Annotated in this window: 15 protein-coding genes; 5 read left to right on the plus strand and 10 right to left on the minus strand. The window is 60.9% G+C overall.

The genetic code is table 11. From position 1 onward, the window contains the following. Position 1: 1 nt before the first annotated feature. The 6 genes from BXA01_RS07775 to BXA01_RS07800 form a co-directional block, all read right to left on the minus strand. On the minus strand, positions 2 to 2,461 hold the full coding sequence (locus BXA01_RS07775) for an EAL domain-containing protein (RefSeq protein ID WP_076563769.1): 2,460 nt from the start codon (positions 2,459 to 2,461) through the stop codon (positions 2 to 4). Between the two features lie 137 nt (positions 2,462 to 2,598). Continuing rightward, on the minus strand, positions 2,599 to 4,416 hold the full coding sequence (locus tag BXA01_RS07780; protein ID WP_076563770.1) for an ABC transporter ATP-binding protein: 1,818 nt from the start codon (positions 4,414 to 4,416) through the stop codon (positions 2,599 to 2,601). Beyond that, positions 4,409 to 5,011 (minus strand): DsbA family protein, encoded by a 603-nt coding sequence (locus tag BXA01_RS07785; protein WP_172834030.1) that lies wholly within the window; start codon positions 5,009 to 5,011, stop codon positions 4,409 to 4,411. Before BXA01_RS07785 ends, BXA01_RS07780 begins: the two co-directional genes overlap by 8 nt. A gap of 35 nt (positions 5,012 to 5,046) precedes the next feature. Next, complete coding sequence (gene trhO, locus BXA01_RS07790; RefSeq protein WP_076563772.1) at positions 5,047 to 5,988, minus strand: oxygen-dependent tRNA uridine(34) hydroxylase TrhO; 942 nt, start codon at positions 5,986 to 5,988, stop codon at positions 5,047 to 5,049. A gap of 168 nt (positions 5,989 to 6,156) precedes the next feature. Next, entirely contained in the window at positions 6,157 to 6,456 is a 300-nt protein-coding gene (locus BXA01_RS07795) for a BolA family protein (RefSeq protein WP_041478259.1), read from the minus strand. A 12-nt stretch (positions 6,457 to 6,468) separates the two neighbouring features. Beyond that, positions 6,469 to 6,984, minus strand: a complete 516-nt coding sequence (locus BXA01_RS07800; RefSeq protein WP_016770936.1) for a DUF2059 domain-containing protein — start codon at positions 6,982 to 6,984, stop codon at positions 6,469 to 6,471. Positions 6,985 to 7,175: 191 nt separating this feature from the next. On the opposite strand from BXA01_RS07800, the gene BXA01_RS07805 reads away from it, so the two are divergent. Beyond that, positions 7,176 to 8,570 carry a class II fumarate hydratase gene (locus BXA01_RS07805; protein ID WP_016770937.1) on the plus strand — a complete coding sequence of 465 codons (1,395 nt, stop codon included), beginning with the start codon at positions 7,176 to 7,178 and terminating at the stop codon, positions 8,568 to 8,570. Positions 8,571 to 8,678: 108 nt separating this feature from the next. On the opposite strand, the gene BXA01_RS07810 is transcribed toward BXA01_RS07805, so the two are convergent. Beyond that, entirely contained in the window at positions 8,679 to 9,638 is a 960-nt protein-coding gene (locus tag BXA01_RS07810) for a DMT family transporter (protein WP_076563773.1), read from the minus strand. Between the two features lie 210 nt (positions 9,639 to 9,848). Between BXA01_RS07810 and BXA01_RS07815 the strand changes: the two genes are divergently transcribed. Continuing rightward, positions 9,849 to 10,040 carry a DUF6316 family protein gene (locus BXA01_RS07815; RefSeq protein ID WP_076563774.1) on the plus strand — a complete coding sequence of 64 codons (192 nt, stop codon included), beginning with the start codon at positions 9,849 to 9,851 and terminating at the stop codon, positions 10,038 to 10,040. A gap of 116 nt (positions 10,041 to 10,156) precedes the next feature. Here the strand turns inward: BXA01_RS07815 and BXA01_RS07820 are convergent, their stop codons facing one another. Continuing rightward, positions 10,157 to 11,341, minus strand: coding sequence for a thiolase family protein (locus BXA01_RS07820; RefSeq protein ID WP_016770940.1), 1,185 nt, complete (start codon positions 11,339 to 11,341; stop codon positions 10,157 to 10,159). 103 nt (positions 11,342 to 11,444) lie between these two features. Next, positions 11,445 to 12,959 carry a polyphosphate:AMP phosphotransferase gene (pap, locus tag BXA01_RS07825; RefSeq protein WP_076563775.1) on the minus strand — a complete coding sequence of 505 codons (1,515 nt, stop codon included), beginning with the start codon at positions 12,957 to 12,959 and terminating at the stop codon, positions 11,445 to 11,447. 227 nt (positions 12,960 to 13,186) lie between these two features. Between pap and mnmC the strand changes: the two genes are divergently transcribed. Next, on the plus strand, positions 13,187 to 15,166 hold the full coding sequence (gene mnmC / locus BXA01_RS07830; protein WP_076563776.1) for a bifunctional tRNA (5-methylaminomethyl-2-thiouridine)(34)-methyltransferase MnmD/FAD-dependent 5-carboxymethylaminomethyl-2-thiouridine(34) oxidoreductase MnmC: 1,980 nt from the start codon (positions 13,187 to 13,189) through the stop codon (positions 15,164 to 15,166). A 3-nt stretch (positions 15,167 to 15,169) separates the two neighbouring features. Here mnmC and BXA01_RS07835 read toward each other — a convergent pair whose 3' ends face one another. After that, positions 15,170 to 19,996: an NEL-type E3 ubiquitin ligase domain-containing protein gene (locus tag BXA01_RS07835; RefSeq protein ID WP_076563777.1), complete on the minus strand. Its 4,827-nt coding sequence runs from the start codon at positions 19,994 to 19,996 to the stop codon at positions 15,170 to 15,172. 364 nt (positions 19,997 to 20,360) lie between these two features. Here BXA01_RS07835 and BXA01_RS07840 point away from each other — a divergent pair, with 364 nt between their 5' ends. Together BXA01_RS07840 and ngg are read left to right on the plus strand one after the other, a co-directional pair. Further along, the gene (locus tag BXA01_RS07840) at positions 20,361 to 22,133 is read left to right on the plus strand and encodes an N-acetylglutaminylglutamine amidotransferase (RefSeq protein ID WP_076563778.1); all 1,773 of its coding nucleotides are present in this window, start codon (positions 20,361 to 20,363) and stop codon (positions 22,131 to 22,133) included. Between the two features lie 3 nt (positions 22,134 to 22,136). After that, positions 22,137 to 23,885 (plus strand): N-acetylglutaminylglutamine synthetase, encoded by a 1,749-nt coding sequence (gene ngg / locus BXA01_RS07845; RefSeq protein WP_076563779.1) that lies wholly within the window; start codon positions 22,137 to 22,139, stop codon positions 23,883 to 23,885. Positions 23,886 to 23,911: the final 26 nt, after the last annotated feature.

Here is a 23,911-nt window from a genome sequence, read left to right on the forward strand (position 1 = left end):
TTCAACGGAACGTGCCAGGCGCTTTGAACAACAACGGCTGCGGTCTGGCAGGACGACTTTGCAAACTGTCACAGGTAAACAACTGCGGACGCTCGATGACATACCCCTGAGCGTAATCCACACCTATTTCAAGCAATGCCTGTTCGATCTGGTTAGTTTCAACAAACTCGGCAATTGTCTGCTTACCCATAACATGACCGATGTGATTGATCACTTCGACCATTGCCCGATTAATCGGGTCGTCCAGCATATCCTTTACGAAACTCCCGTCGATCTTCAGGAAGTCTACAGGCAAATGTTTCAAGTAAGCGAATGAAGACATTCCGGCACAAAAGTCATCCAGAGAAAAGTGACAACCTAAGCCTTTGAGTTCATTGATAAAACGAATTGCACTGCCAAGATTTGCGATTGCACTGGTTTCGGTAATTTCAAAACAAATCATTTCAGGCGGTATAGCGTAGTTAACAAACTGTTCCCGCAGGAAGTGCAAAAACGCGTCATCTCCTATAGTAATGCCTGACAGATTAATCGCACACATTGCCAAAGGAAGTTCATGTTCCTGTTCAATACACTGGGCAATAACCTTGAAAACGTTTTGAACTACCCAGCGATCTAACTGGGTCATCAAACCATAACGCTCCGCTGCCGGAATAAAGCTGTCAGGCAAAATCATTCGTCCGGATTCATCATGCAGGCGCAGGAGAATTTCGATGTGTCCAGCCTGACCGGGTTGTGGCTTGAGCGGCGCGATCTGTTGGGCGTAAAGGCAAAAGCGGTTTTCTTCCAGCGCCATGTGCAGGCGCTGTACCCAGGCCATTTCACCGAAGCGCATCGACAGTTCGGAATCATCGGCATGGTAGACCTGCACGCGGTTGCGGCCCTTTTCCTTGGCCATGTAGCAAGCCATGTCCGCCGCACGCAGGGAGGCTTCGAGAGTGGTCGGATTCTGCGCCACATGCACCAGGCCGATGCTGACGGTGGTCAGAAACGGCCGCCCCTTCCAGACAAAATGCAGGTTCTGCACGGTCTGGCGCAGGCTTTCGGCAATCTTCTCGGCGATGTCCGGCGGGCAGTTCTCGAGCAAGATCCCGAATTCATCGCCGCCCAGTCGCGCCAGGGTATCGCCCTCGCGCAAGTCTGATTGCAGCAGCGTGCAGATGTGCCGCAGCAACTCATCGCCCGCCGCGTGCCCGCAGGTGTCGTTGACCAGTTTGAACTGGTCCAGATCGAGGAACATCAGTGCATGCCGGCCGGGCTGGCGCGTCAGTTTGTGCAAGGCCTGTTCGAGGCGATATTCGAATTCGCGGCGGTTGGCCAGCCCGGTCAGCGCATCGTGGGTCGCTTGCCAAGACAGATTGGCGATGTATTGCCGCTCCTGGGTCATGTCGTGCAGCACCAGCACCGTGCCGCTGACATTCCCGGCATTGCGGATCGGCGCGCCGACCAGGGTCACCGACAGGGTGCTGCCGTCCAGACGCTGAATCAGCTTGGAATGTTCGCTACCGCCGCTGAGCTGGCCGCTGAGAATGTGCTCGATCAACGTCAGCCCTTCGGTCTGGGCGTTATCGTCGAGCAGGTTGAACAGCGCCGACAACGGCAGCCCCGCCGCCTGCTCGGCCTTCCAGTGCGTCATGGCCTCGGCGGCGGGATTCATGTAATCGATCGCGCCGTTGACGTCGGTGGTGATCACGCCATCACCAATCGACTGCAGAGTGATATGCGCGCGATCCTTTTCCAGTTGCAGCGCCTGGGCAAACTCATGGCGCTGCTTGAGTAGTTTGTGCGTGCGCCACAGCGCCAGCGCGATCAGACCCAGCGCGGTGGCCAGGTTGGTGAACAGCAGCAGGCGCATGATCACCCGCGAGCCTTCGCCCAAGGCATCGCTGAAAGCCCTGGCCGCTGGGGTGACTGCATCGTTGATGGCGAAGATCTGTGCTTTCCAGCGCTGCACATCGCCGGGACTGGCCTGGTTCTGCGCAATGCCTTGGTGCATCTCCTGCGCGACTTCGTGCAGTCGGTCGAGATAGGCATCGCCGATCGTCCAGCGATCGATCGCGGTTTCCAGATAACTGTAGTGGCGAAAATTGAGGTACAGCCAGATCAGGCTGGAGACGTCGTCCGGGTGATTGCCACCCTTGAGAATGCCTTCGCGCGCCGCTTGCAGATCCGGCGGCTGACGATCCAGTGCCAGGCGCAGTTGGTGCCCGCCCTGGGGCACGGCAATCGCCGTCAGGTATTTGCGGTAGATCGCCTCGTCACGGCTGTCGGCGTAGAGGTTGAGGTAATAGATGGCGTCTTTCTGGCCCTTGGACCACAGGCTTTCGCCAGCGACGTAGCCTCGCACGGCCGAAAGCACGTAAAGGCTCACGCCCCCCAGTAATGCCTGGAACACCACGACAGCAATAAAGGGCCAGACGATACCCAACAACCGTGGTGTTCCCAGAGTCTGCTTTTGCTTCATGAGATTCCTTGCATGAGCACTGCCCGCTCGCCTTCCGGGCGAATTCGCTATGACGAGACTAGGTGGGGTTCTCGTTCAAGGCAAGGCGCGGCGTTACACCGCGCGCAGAACCTCTGACAGGTCGGCGAGGGTTTCGATCAGTGCTGTTGCAAGTTGCCGTAGAGCTTGGCGTACAGACCGCCGTCGGCGATCAGTTGGCGATGGTCGCCGTCCTCGGCGATCTGCCCGCCGTCGAACACCAGCACGCGGTCGGCCTGCTTCACCGCCGACAGGCGATGGGCAATGATCAGCGTGGTGCGGCCATGGAGAAATTTTGCCATTGCCTGGTGCAGGTTGTACTCGGTGGCGGCATCGAGGGCCGAGGTGGCTTCGTCGAGAATCACCACTTTCGGCTCGGCGAGAATCATCCGCGCAATCGCCAGACGCTGGCGCTGACCGCCGGACAAACGCACGCCGGAGCGACCGACGATGCTGTCGAGGCCAGCGGGCAGCGCACGGATGGTCGCGGCCATCTGCGCGATTTCCAGCGCCTGCCAGCAGGCTTCGTCGCTGCGCATGCGGCCCATGGTCAGGTTGGCGCGCACACTGTCGTTGAACAGCGCCGGATGCTGCAGCACCACCGCAACGTTCTCGCGCACCGTCTCCAGACCGATCTCCTGCTGGGTCGACCCGCCAAAGCGGATGGTCCCGGCCGCTGGCGTGTACAGACCCAGCAGCAACTGCACCAAGGTACTTTTGCCGCCGCCGCTCGCCCCGACAATCGCGACTTTTTCACCGGGCAGGATCGACAGGTTCATCTGGTCCAGCACCAACTCGTCGCCGTAACCGAAACTCAGGCCTTGTACCTCGATGCCGACGGTGTCGCGCCCCTTGAACGGATCGACGCCGCCGGGATACTGCGGCTCGTCGGCGCGCGCCAGCAGTTCATTGATCCGCGTCAGCGCACCGCCCGCCGCGTAATAGGCGTATTGCAGATTGAGCAGCTGTTCGACCGGGCCGATCATGAACCACAGGTAACTGAACACCGCGAGCATCTGCCCGATCGACAGGTCGGAAAACAGCACGGTGAGCATCGCCGCCGCGCGGAAGATGTCGATGCCGAACTGGAACAGCAAACCACTGGCGCGGTTCGAGGCGTCGGTTTTCCACTGCGAGTTGACTGCGTAGTTGCGTACTTCCTGCGCGCGCAAACCGAGGCGCCCGAGGAAATAGCCCTGACGATTGCCGGCGCGCACTTCCTGAATCGCATCGAGGGTTTCGCTCAGCGCCTGAGTGAAGCGCGAGGTGCTGTCGTTCTCGAGTTTTTTCAGGTGTTTGACCCGCTTGCCCAGCTGCACCGTGGCGTAGATCACCAACGGGTTGAACAGCAGAATCAGCAGCGCCAGCTTCCAGTGCATCCACATGAGGATGCTGGCGGTGCCGACCAAGGTCAGCATCGCGACGAGGAAGCGGCTGAGGGTTTCGCCGACGAATTTGTCGAGGGTATCCAGATCGGTGACCAGGTGCGTGGTCACCGTGCCGCTGCCGAGGCTTTCGTATTCACCGAGGGAAATGCGCTTGAGCCGCTCGATCAGGCGCACGCGAATGCGGTAGACGATGTCCTTGGCCAGGCGCGCAAACAGCCGCGACTGCAACACGCCAAAACACAGGGCGCTGCAACGCAAGGTCAGGGTCACCACCAGCATCAGGCCGATATAACCCGCCGCCTGCTGCCACATGCTTGGCAGAAAATGATTCATGACTTTCAGTGCGGCATCGCCGTGGCCGAGCAGCACTTCGTCGACCAGCAACGGCAGCAGCAACGGGATCGGCACGCTGCACAGCGTCGCCAGCACGGCCACGCCGTTGGCGATCCACAGGGATTTCTTGTGATGCAGTGCCAGACGCCGGACTTCAGCCCAACTCAGCCGGTCGACACGCTCTACGGCTGGCGTGTCATCGGCGCGGTCAGACACAGGCCGCGCGCTCCAGCCAGCGGCCGAGCAACGGCGACAGCTCGCTGAGCGGTTGATAACCGTTGGTGAGCAGCGCCAGTTGCCCGTTGCGCTCGGCCAGCAGGGTCGGAAAACCGGCGATGCCCAAGTCCTGCACCCAGGTGAAGTCGGCTTGGGTGGCCCTGTGCTGATCGGCATGATCGAACAACGCCGCGAATTCGATACGCGGCACACCGGCCTGCTCCGCCAACTCGACCAGCACGCTGGCCTGAGTGACATCGCGACCTTCGGCGTAAAACGCCTGCTGGATCAGCCTGACCAGTGTCCACGCGCAATCCGGCGCCAGACTGCGCGCGGTGACAATGGCGCGACAAGCAGGCTCGGTGTCGTAGACAAAACCGTCAGGCAGCGCGCCGTCGAACTTGAACGGCTGGCCGGTGGCCTCGGTGACCGCTTGCCAGTGCTCAAGAATGTAGCGCCGAGTGGTCGGCTCCAGCGCCGAACCGCTGCCGGTGCGCAACCCGCCGACCACCAGATGCAGCTCGACCCCGGCTGCCTGCGCCTGCTCGACCAGTGCCTTGGCCACCGGAGCAAACCCCCAGCACCATGAACACATCGGATCCATCACATAGAGCAGGCGCGCAGACATGGTTAAGCCTCGGAGGATGCTTGCTTATAGTTGTAGCCGATCGGGTGCGGCTGATTGCGTGCCTTGGCCAGTTCGACCTGCTTTTGCCGATCGATGGCGCTGCGCCGTGTCTTCTCGCTGAGCTTGTCCCAGCAATGCGGGCAACTGATGCCGGCGACGTAATGCTCGGAGGCGCGATCTTCAACGCTGACCGGCGTGCGGCAGGCATGACATTGATCGTAGTCGCCTTCCGTCAGGTCGTGACGCACGGTGACGCGGTTGTCGAAGACGAAGCAGTCGCCGCGCCACTTGGTTTCTTCCTGCGGCACCTCTTCGAGGTACTTCAGGATGCCGCCCTTGAGGTGGTAAACCTCTTCGAAGCCCTCGCCGAGCATGTAGCTCGAGGCTTTCTCGCAGCGAATGCCGCCGGTGCAGAACATCGCGACCTTCTTGTGCACGGCCGGGTCGAAGTGTTCTTTGATGTAGTCGGGAAACTCGCGAAAACTGGTGGTTTTCGGATCGATGGCGCCTTCGAAGGTGCCGATCGACACTTCGTAGTCGTTGCGCGTGTCGATCAGCAGCACTTCCGGGTCGCTGATCAGCGCGTTCCAGTCCTGCGGTTCGACGTAGGTGCCGACCTTCTTGTTCGGGTCAACGCCTTCAACGCCGAGGGTGACGATCTCTTTCTTCAGCTTGACCTTGGTGCGATAGAACGGCTGCTCGTCGCAGTACGATTCCTTGTGGTCGATGTCGACCATGCGTGGATCATTCTTGAGCCAGGCGAGCAGGCCGTCAATGCCTTCGCGGCTGCCGGAAACCGTGCCGTTGATGCCTTCTTCGGCGATCAGCAGAGTGCCTTTGATGCCGTTGTCGACCATCGCTTGCAGCAGTGGCTCGCGCAGGTCAACGTAATCTTCGAGGGTGACGAACTTGTACAGTGCCGCCACGACAATCGGTTGTGTCATGGGTATTTCTCCAGGTGGCTACCCTCGCAAAGGGTGAACCGGATTCAAAAAAAACGCGCCGGCTAAGCGGCGCGTCGGGATTTTAGCAAAAAAGCAGCTACAAGCTCCAAGCTTAAAGCGGCAAGCCAAAACTCATCCGCCTCTAACTTGCAGCTTGCCGCTTGAAGCTTACCGCTGATCCCCTCCTGCACAGGTCGGCGACGCCGGGGCGCCGTCGATCTCTGCCCATTCCTGCGGGGTGTAGGTGTGCAGCGCCAACGCATGGAACTCGCCCATCAGCTCGCCGAGCGTGCCGTAGACTTTCTGGTGGCGCTTGACCCGGTTCAGGCCTTCGAACTGCGCGCTGACCACCACCGCCTTGTAGTGGGTCTGTGACCCGCGACTGTGCATGTGGCTTTCGTCCAGCACTTGCAGGTGCTCAGGCTGTAATAGGGCCAGCGTCGATTCGATGCGTTGTTGCATGGTCATCACGAACTCCGCTTACTTCTTCTTGGCTGGCGCCGCGGCCGGGGTCAGCTCTTTGGTCATGTCGTCGAGCAGCTTGTTGACCACAGGCACCGCGCTTTCCAGTTTGCCCTGGGTCATCTGCGCCGATTGCTGGGTCAGCTGCGGCATTTTTTCCAGGACTTTCTTGCCCAGTGGCGACTGGTAGAAGGCAACCAGATCTTTCAGCTCGGATTCGCTGAAGTTGCTGGTGTAGAGCTTGACCATATCCGGCTTGAGCTTGTTCCAGCCGATGGCCTGGTCCAGCGCGGCGTTGGCCTTGGCCTGGTAGGTTTCGAGCACGGCTTTCTTCGACTCAGGGGCTTTGGTCTGTTCAAAGCGCTGGGCGAACATTTGCTGCACTTGCATGTACACCGGGGTACCCAGCTTGTCAGCGTGAGCCAGCGTCAGGAAAGCTTCGGCACTGGCGTTGTGGCTGGCGGTATCGGCAAGCACCTGGCCGCTGGCGCAAACCAGTGCAACCGCGGTACAGATGGCGCGAAGACGAGTCATCGAGTTTCCTTTAAGCAAAGCGAGGTCGAACCCCAAGGGCGACCATTCTGCGCCTAACAATCGCTGTGGCTCAACCCCCGGCCCTTGCCGCGCTTGATTGGCGGGGTTTTGCGGTCAACAATCGAGCCGATGGAACCACCCGGGCCGACGCCGGCCTAAATTGCGCCAACAGACCAACAGGAGTGTGCACGATGAGCCGTATCGAAACCGACAGCCTGGGCCAGATCGAGGTCCCGGACGACGCTTACTGGGGTGCTCAGACGCAACGCTCGCTGATCAACTTCGCCATTGGTCAGGAACGCATGCCGCTACCGGTACTGCACGCCCTGGCGCTGATCAAGAAAGCCGCCGCACGGGTCAACGACCGCAACGGCGACCTGCCGGCCGACATCGCTCGCCTGATCGAACAGGCCGCCGATGAAGTGCTCGCCGGCGAGCATGACGAGCAGTTCCCGCTGGTGGTCTGGCAGACCGGCAGCGGTACCCAGAGCAACATGAACGTCAACGAAGTGATCGCCGGTCGCGCCAACGAACTGGCCGGCAACCCGCGTGGCGGCAAGTCGCCGGTGCACCCGAACGATCACGTCAATCGCTCGCAAAGTTCCAACGACTGCTTCCCTACCGCGATGAGCATCGCCACCGCCAAAGCGGTGCAGGAACAACTGCTGCCGGCGATTGCCGAGCTGTCCGGCGGCCTTGCCGAACTGGCGGCGCGGCACATGAAACTGGTGAAGACCGGGCGCACGCACATGATGGACGCGACGCCGATCACCTTCGGTCAGGAACTGTCCGGCTTCATCGCGCAACTGGATTACGCCGAGCGCGCAATTCGTGCCGCGCTGCCGGCGGTTTGCGAACTGGCTCAGGGCGGCACCGCCGTTGGTACGGGTTTGAATTCACCGCACGGCTTCGGTGAGGCGATTGCCGCCGAACTCGCAGCACTGTCCGGTCTGCCGTTCGTCACCGCGCCGAACAAGTTCGCTGCACTGGCCGGTCATGAACCGCTGGTAACGCTGTCGGGTGCGCTGAAAACCCTCGCCGTGGCGTTGATGAAGATCGCCAACGACCTGCGTCTGCTGGGCTCAGGTCCTCGCGCAGGTTTCGCTGAAGTGAAGCTGCCGGCCAACGAACCGGGCAGTTCGATCATGCCCGGCAAGGTCAACCCGACCCAGTGCGAAGCGCTGTCGATGCTCGCCTGCCAAGTGCTCGGCAACGATGTGGCGATCGGTTTTGCCGCCAGTCAGGGGCACTTGCAGTTGAACGTGTTCAAACCGGTGATCATCCACAACCTGCTGCAATCGATCCGTTTGCTCGGCGATGGCTGCAGCAACTTCCAGCAGCACTGCATTGCCGGGCTCGAACCGGATGCCGAGGTCATGGCCAAGCATCTGGAACGTGGATTGATGCTGGTGACGGCGCTGAACCCGCACATCGGTTATGACAAGTCGGCGGAGATCGCCAAGAAGGCTTACAGCGAAGGGCTGACTTTGCGTGAGGCTGCGTTGCAGCTCGGTTATCTGACTGATGAAGAGTTCGATGCCTGGGTGCGCCCGGAGAACATGATCGAGGCTGGCGCCAAGGGCTGAGTCATGTAGCGCCTGAAAGTCCGTCTTCGCGAGCAGGCTCGCTCCCACAGGAAAATTGCACTCCAAAGTGGGAGCGAGCCTGCTCGCGAATACAGGCGCCGCCGATCGTCAGCCTGGCACAACCCTGGCCCGCCGCGCCCTGAGCCCGGCAATCAACGATGGCCCCAGCGCCACCAGCGCCGAACCCAGCACCACCAGCACTGCCCCGCCATAGCCCAGCGCATTGATCTGCTCGGCATGCACAAAGTCCGGCCAGATCCGCGCCGCAATCGCCACCGCAACAAACGTCACCAGCGGCGTGATCGCCAACGTCGCGCTGACACGCGATGCTTCCCAGTGCGCCAGCGCTTCGGCGAATGCGCCGTAGGCGATCAAGGTGTTCATGCAGCACGCCAGCAACAGCCAGCCCTGCAACGGGCTCAGGTTGAGCGCTTCAAGCGGATGTACCCACGGCGTCAGCAACAGCGCGCAGAACAGGTAGATCACCATCATCACCTGCAACGAATTCCACACCGTGAGCAATTGCTTCTGACCCAGCGCATAGAAGGTCCAGACCGTCGACGCCAGCAGCACCAGCAGCACGCCGGCGGTGTAGTCGGACAGCGAGGTCAGCAGCTCCGCCAGGCGCTGATTGAAGAACAGACCAAAGCCGATCAGCAACACCAGCAAGCCGATGCCCTGGCCAATGCTGAAGCGCTCCTTGAACACGAACAGACTGGCGATCAGCAGCATGATCGGACCCATTTGCACCACCAATTGCGCGGTGCCGGGGCTGAGCAGGTTGAGGCCCATCAGGTACAGCACGTAATTGCCGACCAGCCCCAGTACCGCCATCAGCACCAGCCAGCCGCCCTTCGGCCCGAGCACCTTGCGACTTGGCAGGCGCTTGACCGAAGCCAGATAGATGAACAGGCAGCCACCGGAAACCATCAGGCGAAACCAGGTCACCGTGACCGGGTCCATCACCTGCAATACCTGTTTGAGCTTGATCGGCAGGATGCCCCACAGAAACGCGGTCAGCAGCGCCAGGAACAGTCCGTACACCCAGCGCCCCGATGAAATGTGCATGCGAACCCCAAAAGCCTGCTGACAAGGACACTCATTCTAGGCGTCCGGCTGCGCACAACACAGGGACAGTTGCCGCCAGGCCGCGAATGAAACTGTGCAGGTCGCAGCAGTAAACCGGCGCGCCGCCGTTGATCGGCCGGGCAGGCGCACCAAGTGCTTCAGGCATAAGCTGATTGCAGACTTTTCAACGCATTAATCAGGGAGACCGACATGTACGCCATGCGCGCCGAGGACAGCGCCCCCGCCACCCGTTTTCGCAGCGACCGCATATGTCGGGTCAATGGCGAGCTGTATTTCAGTACCCGGGAAAATACCCTTGAGGGGCCGTTTGACGGTCAGGTGATCGAGCGGAAGATTCAGGCTTATATAGCGCGGATGCAGCGGCAGGATTCCAAGGGCTAACCGTGTTGATCCCATCGCTGGCAAGCCAGCTCCCACAGGATTTTTGACATATACAAAACCTGTGGGAGCTGGCTTGCCAGCGATGGCGATCTGACCGACGACAACGAACGGAGGATTTAGCGCACCGCCTCAAACAACCCGCTCGCCCCCATCCCGCCGCCCACACACATGGTGACGATGCCGTAACGCAGATTGCGCCGCTGCAATTCCCGAATCAGATGCCCGACCTGGCGCGAGCCGGTCATGCCGAACGGGTGGCCGATGGAAATCGAGCCGCCGTTGACATTGTATTTGTCGTTGTCGATCTCCAGCCGGTCGCGGCTGTACAGGCACTGTGAAGCGAACGCCTCGTTCAATTCCCACAGATCGATATCCGCTACCTGCAAGCCCTTGGCCTTGAGCAGTTTCGGCACAGAGAACACCGGTCCGATGCCCATTTCGTCCGGCTCGCAGCCGGCGACGGTGAAGCCACGGAAAAACGCTTTCGGCTTGAGCCCCAGCTCCAGCGCTTTGTCCAGGCTCATCACCAGTGTCATCGAGGCACCGTCGGACAGCTGCGAGGAATTGCCCGCCGTCACCGAACCGTCGTCGGCGAACACCGGTTTCAAACCGGCAAGGCTTTCGTAGGTGGTGTCCGGGCGGTTGCAGTCGTCGCGCTCGACGACGCCGTCGACAATCTGCACTTCGCCGCTGTTCTTATCCTCTACGCGGTATTTCACCGCCATCGGCACGATTTCATCATCGAACAAACCCGCAGCCTGGGCCTGGGCCGTGCGGATCTGGCTTTGCAGCGCATAGCGATCCTGCGCTTCGCGGCTGACGCCGTAACGTCGTGCCACCACTTCGGCGGTCTGGCCCATGGTGTAGTAGATGCCGGGAGTCTGTTGCTTGAGCAGCGGGTTGATCAGGTGATCGGTGTTGACGCTCTTCAGGGTCAGGCTGATCGACTCGACGCCGCCGGCGACGATGATGTCGCTGCAACCGGAGGCGATCTGGTTGGCGGCAATCGCGATCGCCTGCAAACCCGACGAGCAGAAACGGTTGAGGGTCATGCCGGCAGTGCCGGTGCCCAGGCGCGACAGTACCGCGACGTTGCGGCCGATGTTGTAGCCCTGCGCGCCCTCGTTGGAGCCGGCGCCGACGATGCAGTCCTCGACGCTGGCCGGGTCGATATCGTTGCGGGTCAGCAGCGCATTGACGCAGTGGGCCGCCATGTCATCGGGGCGGGTCTGGTTGAACTTGCCGCGAAAGGATTTGGCCAGGCCGGTCCGCACGCTGTCGACGATCACCACTTCACGCATGGCATACCTCATTGTTGTTGTCGGTTGAGAGTGGACCTGAGCATAAGTCCACCTTCTTGCCGACCGCGAGGATCATTCACCCGGCGTATGCGCGGCCATCGCTTCAGTCCTTGTGCTTTTTGGCCTTCTTGTCGGATTTCTCGAACGCGTCTTCCAGCGCGCGGTTGATCGTGCGCAACACTTTCACCCGTGCCCAGCGTTTATCGTTGGCTTCGACCAGCGTCCATGGCGCGATCTCGGTGCTGGTGCGATCGACCATGTCGCCGACCGCCCGGCGATAGTCGTCCCATTTTTCCCGATTGCGCCAGTCGTCCTCGGTGATCTTGAAACGCTTGAAGGAAATCTCCTCGCGCTCCTGAAAGCGCTCCATCTGCGTGTCCTTGTCGATCGCCAGCCAGAACTTGACCACGATGACGCCCGCATCGGCCAGTTGCTCTTCGAAGTCATTGATTTCGCCGTAGGCGCGCAGCCAGTCGGCCGGGGTGCAGAAGCCCTCGATCCGCTCGACCAGCACCCGTCCGTACCAGGAGCGGTCGAACACGGTGAATTTGCCCCGCGCCGGGAGGTGTCGCCAGAACCGCCACAGATACGGTTGTGCGCGCTCTTCCTCGGTCGGTGCGGCAATCGGGACGATGCTGTACTGACGCGGATCGAGCGCCGCTGCCACGCGGCGAATCGCCCCGCCCTTGCCCGCCGCGTCGTTACCCTCGAACACCGCGATCAGCGCATGGCGACGCATGCGTTTGTCGCGCATCAGCCCGGACAGGCGCGCCTGCTCGGTGATCAGTTGTTCTTCATAGTCTTTCTTGTCCAGACGCTGCGTCAGGTCGAGGCTGTCGAGCAGGTTCAATTGATCGACCGGCGTGCCCAGCGGCGCGGCACTGACTTCGTGTGGATTGACGTCGGCACGCTTGAGCGCATTCTGCAGACCGTCGAGGAGAATCTTGCCCACAGCCAGGCTGCGGTAATTGGCATCGACGCCTTCGATGACATGCCACGGCGCGTAATCGCGGCTGGTACGGCGCAACACCCGCTCGCCGTATTTGACGAACTTGTCGTAGGTCTGCGATTGCTGCCAGTCCAGCGGACTGATGCGCCAACTGTGCAACGGGTCGTCGGCCAGTGATTTGAGCCGCGCTTTCATCTGCTTCTTGGACAGGTGAAACCAGAACTTGAAGATCAACGCGCCTTCATCGCAGAGCATCTTTTCCAGACGCTCAGCGCCGGCGATGGCCTGGTCCAGACGCGGATCCTTGAACAGTCCGTGCACCCGGCCCTGGAGCATCTGGCTGTACCAGTTGCCGAAGAACACGCCCATCCGCCCCTTGGCCGGCAGCATGCGCCAGTAGCGCCAGGCCGGTGGCCGCGCGAGTTCTTCATCGGTTTGCTGGTCGAAGGTGCGCACTTCGATCAGGCGCGGATCCATCCATTCATTGAGTAGTTTGACCGTCTCGCCCTTGCCCGCCCCTTCGATGCCGTTGATCAGGATGATCACCGGAAAGCGCTTCTGCTGCTGCAACTCGAACTGCGCTTCCAGCAAGGCTTCACGCAGCGCAGGGACGGCCGCCTCGTAAGTGTCTTTGTCGATGGCGTGACCGATTTCAGCGGATTCAAACATGGGACGGCTCCTTCCAGGGTTCAGCAAGACTAGCGGATGATTACAGCACCTGAACAGATCGCAGCCTTCGGCAGCTCCTACATTTGAAATGCGTTTCCCTGTAGGAGCTGCCGAAGGCTGCGATCTTTTGAAATTTTCCCTGACACGCCCAAATCCCGTCTTGTGCTGGATCAGGCAGCTCGCGCGCGATCGGCTAGAATGGCCGCCTTGTGTTTGCCGAGCCTGCCATGAAAGCAGAAATGCCCCACGCCCAACTCGACTGGGACGACCAGGGACGCCCACGTTCGCGGGTGTTCGATGACGTGTATTTTTCCGACCAGTCGGGGCTGGAAGAAACCCGTTACGTGTTTCTCGAACAGAACCGTCTGGCCGAGCGTTTCGCTGCGCTGCCGGCGGATGGGCGTCTGGTCATTGGCGAAACCGGTTTCGGCACCGGGTTGAATTTTCTCTGTGCCTGGCAGTTGTTCGAACAGCACGCGGTGGCCGGCGCGCGCTTGCATTTTGTCAGCGTCGAGAAGTACCCGCTGGCGCCTGCGGATCTGCGCCGAGCCTTGGCACTGTGGCCAGAACTCATGCCGTTGGCGGATCAGTTGCTCAGGCATTACGTGGCGATTCATCAAGGCTTTCAACGCATCACTCTGGCCAATGGCCGCGTGACGCTGACCTTGCTGATCGGCGATGCGCTGGAGCAACTGCCGCAACTTGATGCACAGATCGACGCGTGGTTTCTCGACGGTTTTGCGCCGGCAAAAAATCCGGACATGTGGACCGCTGAGCTGTTCGTCGAGCTGGCGCGGCTGGCTGCGCCGGGCTCGACCATCAGCACTTTCACCAGCACCGGTTGGGTCCGCCGTCTGCTCAATGCTGCCGGGTTCAAGATGAAGCGCACGCCGGGCATCGGCCACAAGTGGGAAATCCTGCGTGGCGAATTTCTCGGCTGGCCCGCCGAGGTGGCAGCGCCAATACCGGCGAAACCCTGGTTCGCCCGCCCTGCTCCGTTGCGCGGTGAGCGCCGGGCGCTGGTGATCGGCGCGGGGCTGGCTGGCTGCGCGACGGCGTCGAGTCTGGCGGCGCGCGGCTGGCAGGTGAGTCTGCTGGAGCGTCACGCGGCCGTCGCGCAAGAAGCCTCGGGCAACCCGCAAGGCGTGCTCTATCTGAAGCTGTCCGCCCATGGCACTGCGTTGTCGCAGTTGATCGTCAGCGGCTTCGGTTACACCCGGCGCCTGCTGGAAAGCCTGCAACGCGGCAGCGACTGGGATGACTGCGGCGTGCTGCAACTGGCGTTCAACGCCAAGGAAGCCGAGCGCCACGCGCAACTGGCGGCGGCGTTTCCTGAAGATCTCTTGCAGTGGCTGGAACAGCCGCAAGCGCAGGCTCGCGCCGGTGTCGGCGTGGCCCACGGCGGCTTGTTCTACCCCGAAGGCGGCTGGGTGCATCCGCCCGCGTTGTGTCAGGCCCAGGCGACCCACACCAACATTGAGTTGCTCAGCCATCACGAAGCTTTGGAACTGCGCAAAGTCGCAGACCTGTGGCAAGCGTTCGACGGCGAGCGTTTGCTCGCCAGTGCGCCGGTGGTGATCCTGGCCGGTGCTGCCGAAATCAAACGTTTTGCCCAGAGTGCCGAATTGCCGCTCAAGCGCATTCGCGGGCAAATCACGCGTCTGCCTGAAACCGCAGAGAGTCATGCGCTGGCCACCGTGGTGTGCGCTGAGGGCTACGTCGCCCCAGCGCGTCTGGGCGAGCACACCCTGGGCGCCAGTTTCGACTTCAACAATGACGATCTGACGCCCACGACTGCCGAGCACCAAGGCAATCTGACGATGCTCGAAGAAATTTCCAGCGACCTGCTGACCCGCCTCAACATCAGCGAGCAGCCACTTGAGAACCTTGAGGGCCGGGCAGCTTTCCGCTGCACCAGCCCCGATTACCTGCCGATTGTCGGCCCGCTCGCTGATCTGCAAACCTTCAATCAGACCTACGCAGCGTTGAGCAAAGACGCCCGGCAAGTGCCGGACCTCGCCTGCCCGTGGCTCGATGGTCTGTACGTCAACAGCGGCCACGGTTCTCGCGGGCTGATCACCGCGCCGCTGTCCGGCGAGCTGCTTGCCGCGTGGCTGGACAACGAGCCGCTGCCGTTACCACGCAGTGTGGCCGAAGCCTGCCATCCCAATCGTTTCGCCTTACGGCAGTTGATTCGCGGCAAGTGAATTTCACGTATCGGGCATTTCACAGATGCCCAGATCCATCAGCCGTATCGCGTCTTCCGTCAGGCTCTTGAACAGCACGTCTTCAGCCTGGTCCTTTTCAAGCTTGAGTGCCTGGTTCTGACTCAAATAATCGCCAGAGGGCAGCGTGTCCTTCTTGTCGAACAGCGCGCTCATCTGTGGGTCGTACAGGTCATCGATCAGCGCAAACTTGCGGACAAATGTGCGTCGCAGATAGTCACGCCAGAACGTGCGCCCCTGCATGTATTCCAGCCATTGCGGGGAGAGTTCGGCGCTCATGACGCGATTTTTTGCCACCTCAAGATCAGCGGCCGTCACGCCACTCTGGGCACTGAACAGCATATTTTCCGGTTGACCGCGCAGCCCCAGCGCATCGGTGAGACCGATGCGGTAAGCGAGGTTCATTTCCAGCGCATCGACCTTTGGCGCCCGGAGCGAATGCTCCCGGGCGATTTCTTCCAGCCTGTCCAGCCGGAACAGACTGCGGCCCAGTTCCAACAGCGCCTTGGCAGTGCCCCTGCTCCCGCTTGCGGCGCTGCTCACCCGCTCGACTTCCACTGCGACCTCAAGACGACTGAAAACCAGCGCCGCGTTATCGGTGCAGTGCAGCGGATCGGCCGCGATGTCGAGCAGTTGACGACTCAGCGGCTCGTCAGCTTCCGCCGCCTTCAGTACCGCCCAGACGCGTCGCTGCATGTCAGCGCTACCCTGTTTGCCGTCCGCGGTATCGCCCAGTTGCGCCAGCAACGTGAACAAGCCATCGGCCGTCTGATCGCTACGCAATGCCGCCCAAATGCGCGACTGCTCTGCCCACTCTTCGCCACTGACCTTGGTCAACCAGAGCGAGCGCGCCGTTTGCTCGTTCATCCGTGCGATGTCATCGGCGACATAGTCCATACCAACGCCGAAATTATCGCGATAGTTCTCCAGATGCGTTTTGGTCGCTTCGGAAAAGGGATTCAGTCCCACCTTGAGTGCGCCGGTGAAACGTCGTGATTTCTCGAACAACCACTCGGGCAGTTCTGTGATTTTGTTGGCGCTCAGATCCATCAGTTCAATGTGCGCAGAATGGTCGAGGCCTCCTGGCAGTTCGGTGATGCCGGTATCGTTCAGCGACAAGCGACGCAGTTGCGACATTCGGCTGAAATCCGGGGTGGCACCCAACGGATTCTTGTCCAGATTCAGGTAGCGTAAAGTGCTCAGCCTGTTCAGCTTCGCCAGGGTCTGCTCGGTGAGCTTGAGCTGATTGTTTGCCAGGCTCAGCCGTTGCAGACGCGGCATGTGCGACAACATTTCAGGCAGCCGGGTGATCGCGTTGCTGCCCAGCTCCAGCGAGTCGAGCTGTTTGAAGGACTTGAGGAAGTACGCCACATCATCCCCCAGCGCCATGTTCCGCATCGACAATTGCTCGACATGGTCGAAGCTCACCGACGACGGTAACGTCGGCACCTTACCGATGCGCATGCCGTCAAGGTCGAGGGTACAGAGGTTTTTTCGCTCTTCGTTGGTGGCCCAATGAAAGCGTCGAAACGCTTCTTCGATCAGCTCGGCGGCCATTTTCCGACTGTGCCGCGCTTCAGCCAGATCGCCCCCCATGGCTTGCAGCGCGGCGCCATCTTCACTCCAGACAAACAGCGCGTCACGCAGGGTTTGCAGGTCCTGACGCAAGGCTTTGATGCGGGTCGCACGGCTCAACGGATCATCGCCCAGTTCGTTGAGCAATTGATTGAGCTGCGGCTCGCTCAGACGCGGATAAAGCCTGCGCGCTTTGCGCAGCAGTGTGCGTGAATGAGCTGTCGCGGGGACCTGATCGCCTTGCACACAGGCCGGCTCGACGGGAAGTGATTCCGTACTGCCGCCGCGCAATGCCCGCGCAGTGACCTCGCGTTCGTCGAGGGCAACGTTGAGCAGCTTTTTGCGTAACTGTTGCGTACTGACCTGTCCGGCATCGGCAAACCCGAGTGCTGTCCGCTGACGTGGCGGCAATGCCTTGAGGATGGCCATGTACAAAGCGTCGGGGCCGGATGCCACCTTGCCCAAGGATTTTTTGTCGCCGCCAAACGCCTCGTAGCCCTGCGTGGTTTTCACCAGATAACCGGTATTTTCCGAGGTCGCCGACGCATCGCCGATGTCTTCGAGTATCGGTCCGGTCAAGGCCTTGTCACGTACTTGCAGACGCAGCTGTGCGTTCCAGCCGTTCAGGCGCGGCAGTAATTTCATGGCCAGGCTGTCGGTGTCGGCATTGGCCAGCCACGACCAGTGCAACCCGCTCAGCGCCCGGTCAAGCCGCACCTCGGCAATACCGGCCCGAGCCCGCTGTCCCAACCGCAAGGGCGCGCTCCCGGTCGAGCGCAAGTGCAGGCGCTCGACAGTCGAAGCGCGGTCGATCAGCCTTTGACCATGGCGCGCCGAAATGTCGGCGAAGACCTGGCGTAATTTGCCCAGATCCTGCGCGTCACTGTGGTCATAGCGCTTGTACATCCGCTCGAACGCCGCGCGGTAATCGGATTTGAGCGCAGCACCCAGTTTTCTTGCCAGCCCAGTGGCTTGCGTGCTTTTCGCGACTTTGCCGCCGAGCAAGGCCTCGACTTCATGCTCGTAGAGGCCATCGATGACGGTTTGCAGCAAGCGCCCGAGTGCCAACTGGCCTTGGGTGACCGGCACTCCCAGGGTTTCGTCGAGCGTGCTATTTGCTGGATAAGTGGTTTCGACGTCTCCTTCATGACCGATGACCTCAAGGTACCGGTCAGTCGGCCAGCCCGGCAGTTGCGTCAAGGCATGCATCTGTTCCTCCAGAGGTTGCTCGGAGTGGATCTCGCCGTTTTCCAGTTCCGTGGTCAACTCACGCAGCTGGCGCTCGATGCGCACGCGCTCGACGGTATCGCGCAGGCGTACCGGCAGGCTCAAATTGTCGTTGAAGGTCTCCAGCAAGGTCTGCTGCGAGGTGTTGCTCAGCCGGCGAAGGATGTCCAGGTCGCTGTCGGCAAATTCGCTCAACTGCGGATCGATGCGCTTGAGCGTGTAGGCGCTGCTGCCCCATTCTTCGGGCTGTTCAGCGGGGAACCGCCAGCCGCCCTCGACGTGGCGGATCAGTTCCGGAGCATAGGCTTGTGCGCGTGCGGGGTGGTCCAGGCGCCAGTGCTGAGTGTCGATATCAAAGTTGCCCGCCAACAGGCGGTGCTCGAAGCGGGCGATGGTCTTGTTGCCAATCTGGTAGAACTCCTTTGAACCGGCACCGATGGTGAATCCGGCCGGCAAAGCATGCTCGTACGGGCTCAAATCGGAATTCCACAAGCGTGGCTTGCCGGCCCGATCGAGTATCGCGGTGAACTGCGCGAAGAACTCCGGATGCGCGCGCAGCAGTTTTTTGCCCACAGTTCCCAGCACCTTCTGACCGCCGGCGAAAACGCCCATCAATGCGATGTTCTCTACCACACTGAGCAGATGTGACAGTGCTTCCTGATGATCACCGCGACGCCAGTCCGCGACGCCGTCATACACTTCACCGAGCAATTGCCCGACCGCGACGCCCATCATCAATTGGCCCAGGACCGGCACGAACAGCCCCGCCACCGACGCCACGGTCACCCCGCGCTGAATGAAATCCAACAGGCGTTTCTGTCGGATCTCTTCATCGATATCAGCGGTTGGCACCGCCAGTTTGCGCGCGTCGATCTGCAACTTGCCGACATGGCTTTGCACCATGAAATCGAAAAGCGCCACATTGATCGGCCATTGTTCGACGACGCCCAGATCGGGTTTCTCAGCCAACGCCTTGAAGAAGTCCGCCTTGTCATCTTCATCCAGGCTGCCGGCGAAATACCCCTGATATTCCGTGCTCTTGAGTTGTTGCGCGAGGTAGCGCTTGAACGCATTGAAACTCGGGTATTCATACACGGCGCGCTCGGGCTCGCCGGGCATATACACCATGCATCCGTCCTCAGGGTGTTGTTCCACGGAGCGTTTGGAAAATACCACGACGCCCCAAACGCAGCTGTCGAGGATTCTGATGCCCTGCATGATCATCGGGTCTTTGCCGTAGCGCAGGTGCTGCGCCGATGCCACGCCTTCGGCCAGCATCAGATCCTGCAGCATGCGCAAACCTGCTGCGGTGATATCGCCCTTGAGCTCTGCAAGATGAGCGTCCAGCTCCAGCAGCGATTGCTTCAATGCGGCGATATCGCGGGTCATGGCACTGATCGCCAAGACTTTGCCGCAGTCTTCACGCAGACCGAACACTTGCTGCAGATGCTCCTGGTATTTCTTGCCCAGATCCAGCTTGCGGCACAACGCTGCGAACGCTGCCGGCGTCAGGTCTTCCACGCCAGCGGGCACACTTTTGATGCGCACCAGACTGCCGGCGGGGAACCCGTCGGCCTGCTCCTCGTCTGCGCTGAAGTTCTGCATGGCTGCCTGCAACAGGCTTTGCGTCGCGTGTCTGACCAAGCCGACATCGGCCTGAACCGTCGCCTTCACATCGCAGCCACAATCGACGCCGGGCAGGCTGAGCAGATCCTCGCTCACGTCATAGACCGCTGGCCATTTCTCGTTCAGCGCCGCGTTGAGTTCGCTGATGCAGAAGCTGTGCAATGGTTTGAGCCGACTCAGATCCTTGTCGACTTTGACTTGCAGGGTGTGCAGTTCACGAGTGATTTCGTCCAGCTTGTTCAGCGTGGCCGCAGAAGCCGTGAGCAGATGCGCCGGCAGGCTTTTTTCCAGGCTTTCAGCGGTATCGAGGTCACCGGTCGCGTCATACAAGGTGCTCAGGACCGAGGCCTGAATCTGTGGATTCGTGTTGTCTTGGGTGGGCATGGCAATAGTCCTTTATTGCGATTTGAAGCCTTGACCCTAGCGCTGCCGGACAGCCGATAACAGTTCAAAATGCTGGACAAAATCCACGCAGACCAAACGCTTTTTTGTATGGAAAAAACAGCCCTGCACCACCCCACCCGGAACGTCCGTGCACGTGTGGGCTTATGCAAAAAAAGCGTAACGGCGCAGGGGTACATCCCGAGACTCGATCCGCACCGATAGCGTTACGGCCGGAGCCAGCGTGGCCGCCTTATAACTTATCGATCTAAAACTCCACCTACCGAGACAGGTCAGTTTCTGAGTACCCGCACTTTTCGCGCGGTACGGCTTGACCTTCCCCAACGGAAAAACCGGTAAGGACTTTATGTGCGGATTAGCTGGCGAGTTACGTTTTGATCAACAACCTGCAGACCTTGCAGCGATCGAGAGAATCACCCATCACCTGGCCCCTCGCGGCCCTGACGCGTGGGGCTTCCATGCCCAGGGGCCGATTGCCCTGGGCCATCGACGCCTGAAAATCATGGACCTGTCGGACGGCTCGGCGCAGCCGATGATCGACAGCCAACTGGGCCTGTCCCTGGCGTTCAACGGTGCGATCTACAACTTCCCGGAATTGCGCGCAGAGCTTGAAGCGCTGGGTTATGCCTTCTATTCCGGTGGCGACACCGAAGTGCTGCTCAAAGGCTATCACGCCTGGGGCGAGGCGCTGCTGCCGAAGCTCAATGGCATGTTTGCTTTCGCTATCTGGGAGCGTGATGCCCAGCGCCTGTTCATCGCTCGTGACCGTCTCGGCGTAAAGCCGTTGTACCTGTCGCGCACTGGCCAACGCTTGCGTTTTGCCTCAGCACTGCCGGCGCTGCTCAAGGGCGGCGACATCAACCCGATCCTCGATCCGGTGGCGCTCAATCACTATCTGAATTTCCATGCCGTGGTGCCTGCGCCGCGCACCTTGCTGGCCGGTATCGAAAAACTGCCGCCCGCCACCTGGATGCGCGTTGAAGCCGATGGCCGCACCGAGCAGAAAACCTGGTGGACCCTGCCCTACGGCCCGAATGAAGACGAGAAAAACCTCAATCTGGAAGACTGGGTCGATCGCGTCCTCGACAGCACCCGCGAAGCGGTGGCGATTCGTCAGCGTGCGGCAGTGGATGTCGGGGTGTTGCTTTCCGGCGGTGTCGATTCGAGCATGCTCGTCGGCCTGTTGCGCGAAGTCGGTGTAGAGAATCTGTCGACCTTCTCCATTGGTTTCCAGGATGCCGGCGGCGAGCGCGGCGACGAATTCCAGTATTCCGACCTGATCGCCAAGCACTACGGCACGCGCCACCATCAGTTGCGCATCGACGAGAAAGAAATCATCGAGCAACTGCCCGCCGCCTTCCGCGCAATGAGCGAACCGATGGTCAGCCACGACTGCATCGCTTTCTATCTGTTGTCCCGTGAAGTGGCCAAGCACTGCAAAGTGGTGCAGAGCGGCCAAGGCGCAGACGAACTGTTTGCCGGTTACCACTGGTACCCGCAAGTCGACGGCGCGGCGGACCCATACGCGGCCTACCGCGATGCGTTCTTCGATCGCAGCTACGACGACTACGCAGCGACTGTGCAGCCGAAATGGCTGGTCGACCACGATGCGGCCGGCGATTTCGTCAAACAGCACTTTGCCCAGCCCGGCGCCGATGCTGCCGTGGACAAGGCGCTGCGCCTGGACAGCACGGTGATGCTGGTCGATGACCCGGTCAAACGCGTCGATAACATGACCATGGCCTGGGGCCTGGAAGCGCGCACGCCGTTCCTCGACTATCGACTGGTCGAGCTATCGGCTCGTGTACCAGGTCAATTCAAGCTGCCCGATGGCGGCAAGCAAGTGCTGAAAGAAGCAGCGCGTCGGGTCATTCCAAGCGAAGTGATCGATCGCAAGAAAGGCTATTTCCCGGTGCCGGGTCTCAAGCACTTGCAGGGCGACACGCTCAACTGGGTGCGCGAACTGCTGCTGGATCCGAGCCAGGATCGCGGCCTGTTCAACCCGACCATGCTCGACAAGCTTTTGACTGATCCGCAAGGCCAACTGACCCCGTTGCGCGGTTCGAAACTGTGGCAACTGGCGGCCCTGAACCTGTGGCTCAGTGAACAAGGAATCTGATTGATGAAACCCCATGCCACGTCCATCAACCAACGCCTGTTGCGTGGTCAGGCCCCCTCGTATGAACGTTTGCAGGCGCGCCTGGCCGAAGACGGCAGCGAGCCTGCCAGCGCCCCGATTGCCGTGCACTGTGGCTGGGGCCGGCTGTTGATCGGTCACACGTTCCCGGATCCGGCATCGCTGGCGCAGGAGCTGCTCAACGAGCAGCCCGGCGAGCGCGATATCGCCCTGTATGTCGCCGCACCGCAGCAGATTCTGGGCCTCGAGCCGACGCAGCTGTTTCTCGATCCGTCCGACACCCTGCGTTTGTGGTTCAGCGATTACCGACAGGCCACGCGGGTGTTTCGCGGCTTCCGCATCCGTCGCGCGCAGAGCGAAACCGACTGGCAGGGTATCAACCGTTTGTACCAGGCGCGCGGCATGTTGCCGATCGATCAGGAGTTGCTCACCCCGCATCATCAGGGCGGCCCGGTGTACTGGCTGGCGGAAGACGAGGACAGCGGCGCGGTGATCGGCAGTGTCATGGGTCTCAATCATGAAAAAGCCTTCAACGACCCGGAACACGGCAGCAGCCTGTGGTGCCTGGCGGTCGACCCGCATTGCTCGCGCCCCGGCGTCGGCGAAGTGCTGGTGCGGCATCTGGTCGAGCACTTCATGAGTCGCGGCCTGGCTTATCTGGATCTGTCGGTGCTGCACGACAATCGTCAGGCGAAAAACCTTTACGCCAAACTGGGTTTCCGCAACCTGCCGACGTTCGCCATCAAGCGCAAGAACGGCATCAACCAGCCGCTGTTTCTCGGCCCGGGCCCGGAGGCGAATTTCAATCCTTACGCGCGGATCATCGTCGAAGAAGCCCATCGGCGCGGTATCGACGTGCAAGTGGATGACGCCGACGCCGGGCTGTTCACCCTCAGCCACGGCGGCCGTCGCGTGCGTTGCCGCGAGTCGCTGAGCGACCTGACCAGTGCGATCAGCATGACCTTGTGCCAGGACAAAAGCCTGACCCACAAGGTGCTGAAAGGCGCAGGTCTGAAACTGCCCGCGCAGCAACTGGCGGGCAACGCCGACGACAACCTGGCCTTCCTCGATGAGTACCAACGGGTGGTGGTCAAGCCTCTCGATGGCGAACAGGGCCACGGCGTCGCGGTGGATCTGCGCACCATCGAAGAAGTGCAGAAGGCCATCGAAACCGCCAAGCAGTTTGACAGTCGCGTGCTGCTGGAAAGCTTCCACGAAGGCCTTGATCTGCGCATCGTGGTGATCGGCTTTGAAGTGGTTGCGGCGGCGATTCGCCGTCCGGCGGAAGTGGTTGGCGATGGTCAGCATTCGATCGGTGCGCTGATCGAAGCGCAGAGCCGCCGCCGGCAAGCCGCCACCAGTGGCGAAAGCAAGATCCCGCTGGATCACGAAACCCAACGCACGCTGCATGCGGCCGGTTACGACTACAGCAGCATCCTGCCGGCCGGCGAGCATCTGTTCGTGCGGCGCACGGCCAATCTGCACACCGGCGGTACGCTGGAAGACGTGACCGACATTCTTCATCCGACGCTGGTCGACGCGGCCGTGCGCGCGGCGCGGGCGCTGGACATTCCGATGGTCGGGCTCGATCTGATGGTGCCGGCGGCGGATCAGCCGGAGTACGTGTTCATCGAAGCCAACGAACGCGCCGGCCTGGCCAACCATGAACCGCAGCCGACGGCGGAACGCTTTGTCGATCTGTTGTTTCCGCATAGTCAGCCGGCGATCTCTTGATTACCCGGCGGCTGCACTGACGCCAT

It is taken from the genome of Pseudomonas sp. B10, from assembly GCF_900156235.1.
In the GTDB taxonomy this organism is placed as follows: domain Bacteria; phylum Pseudomonadota; class Gammaproteobacteria; order Pseudomonadales; family Pseudomonadaceae; genus Aquipseudomonas; species Aquipseudomonas siliginis.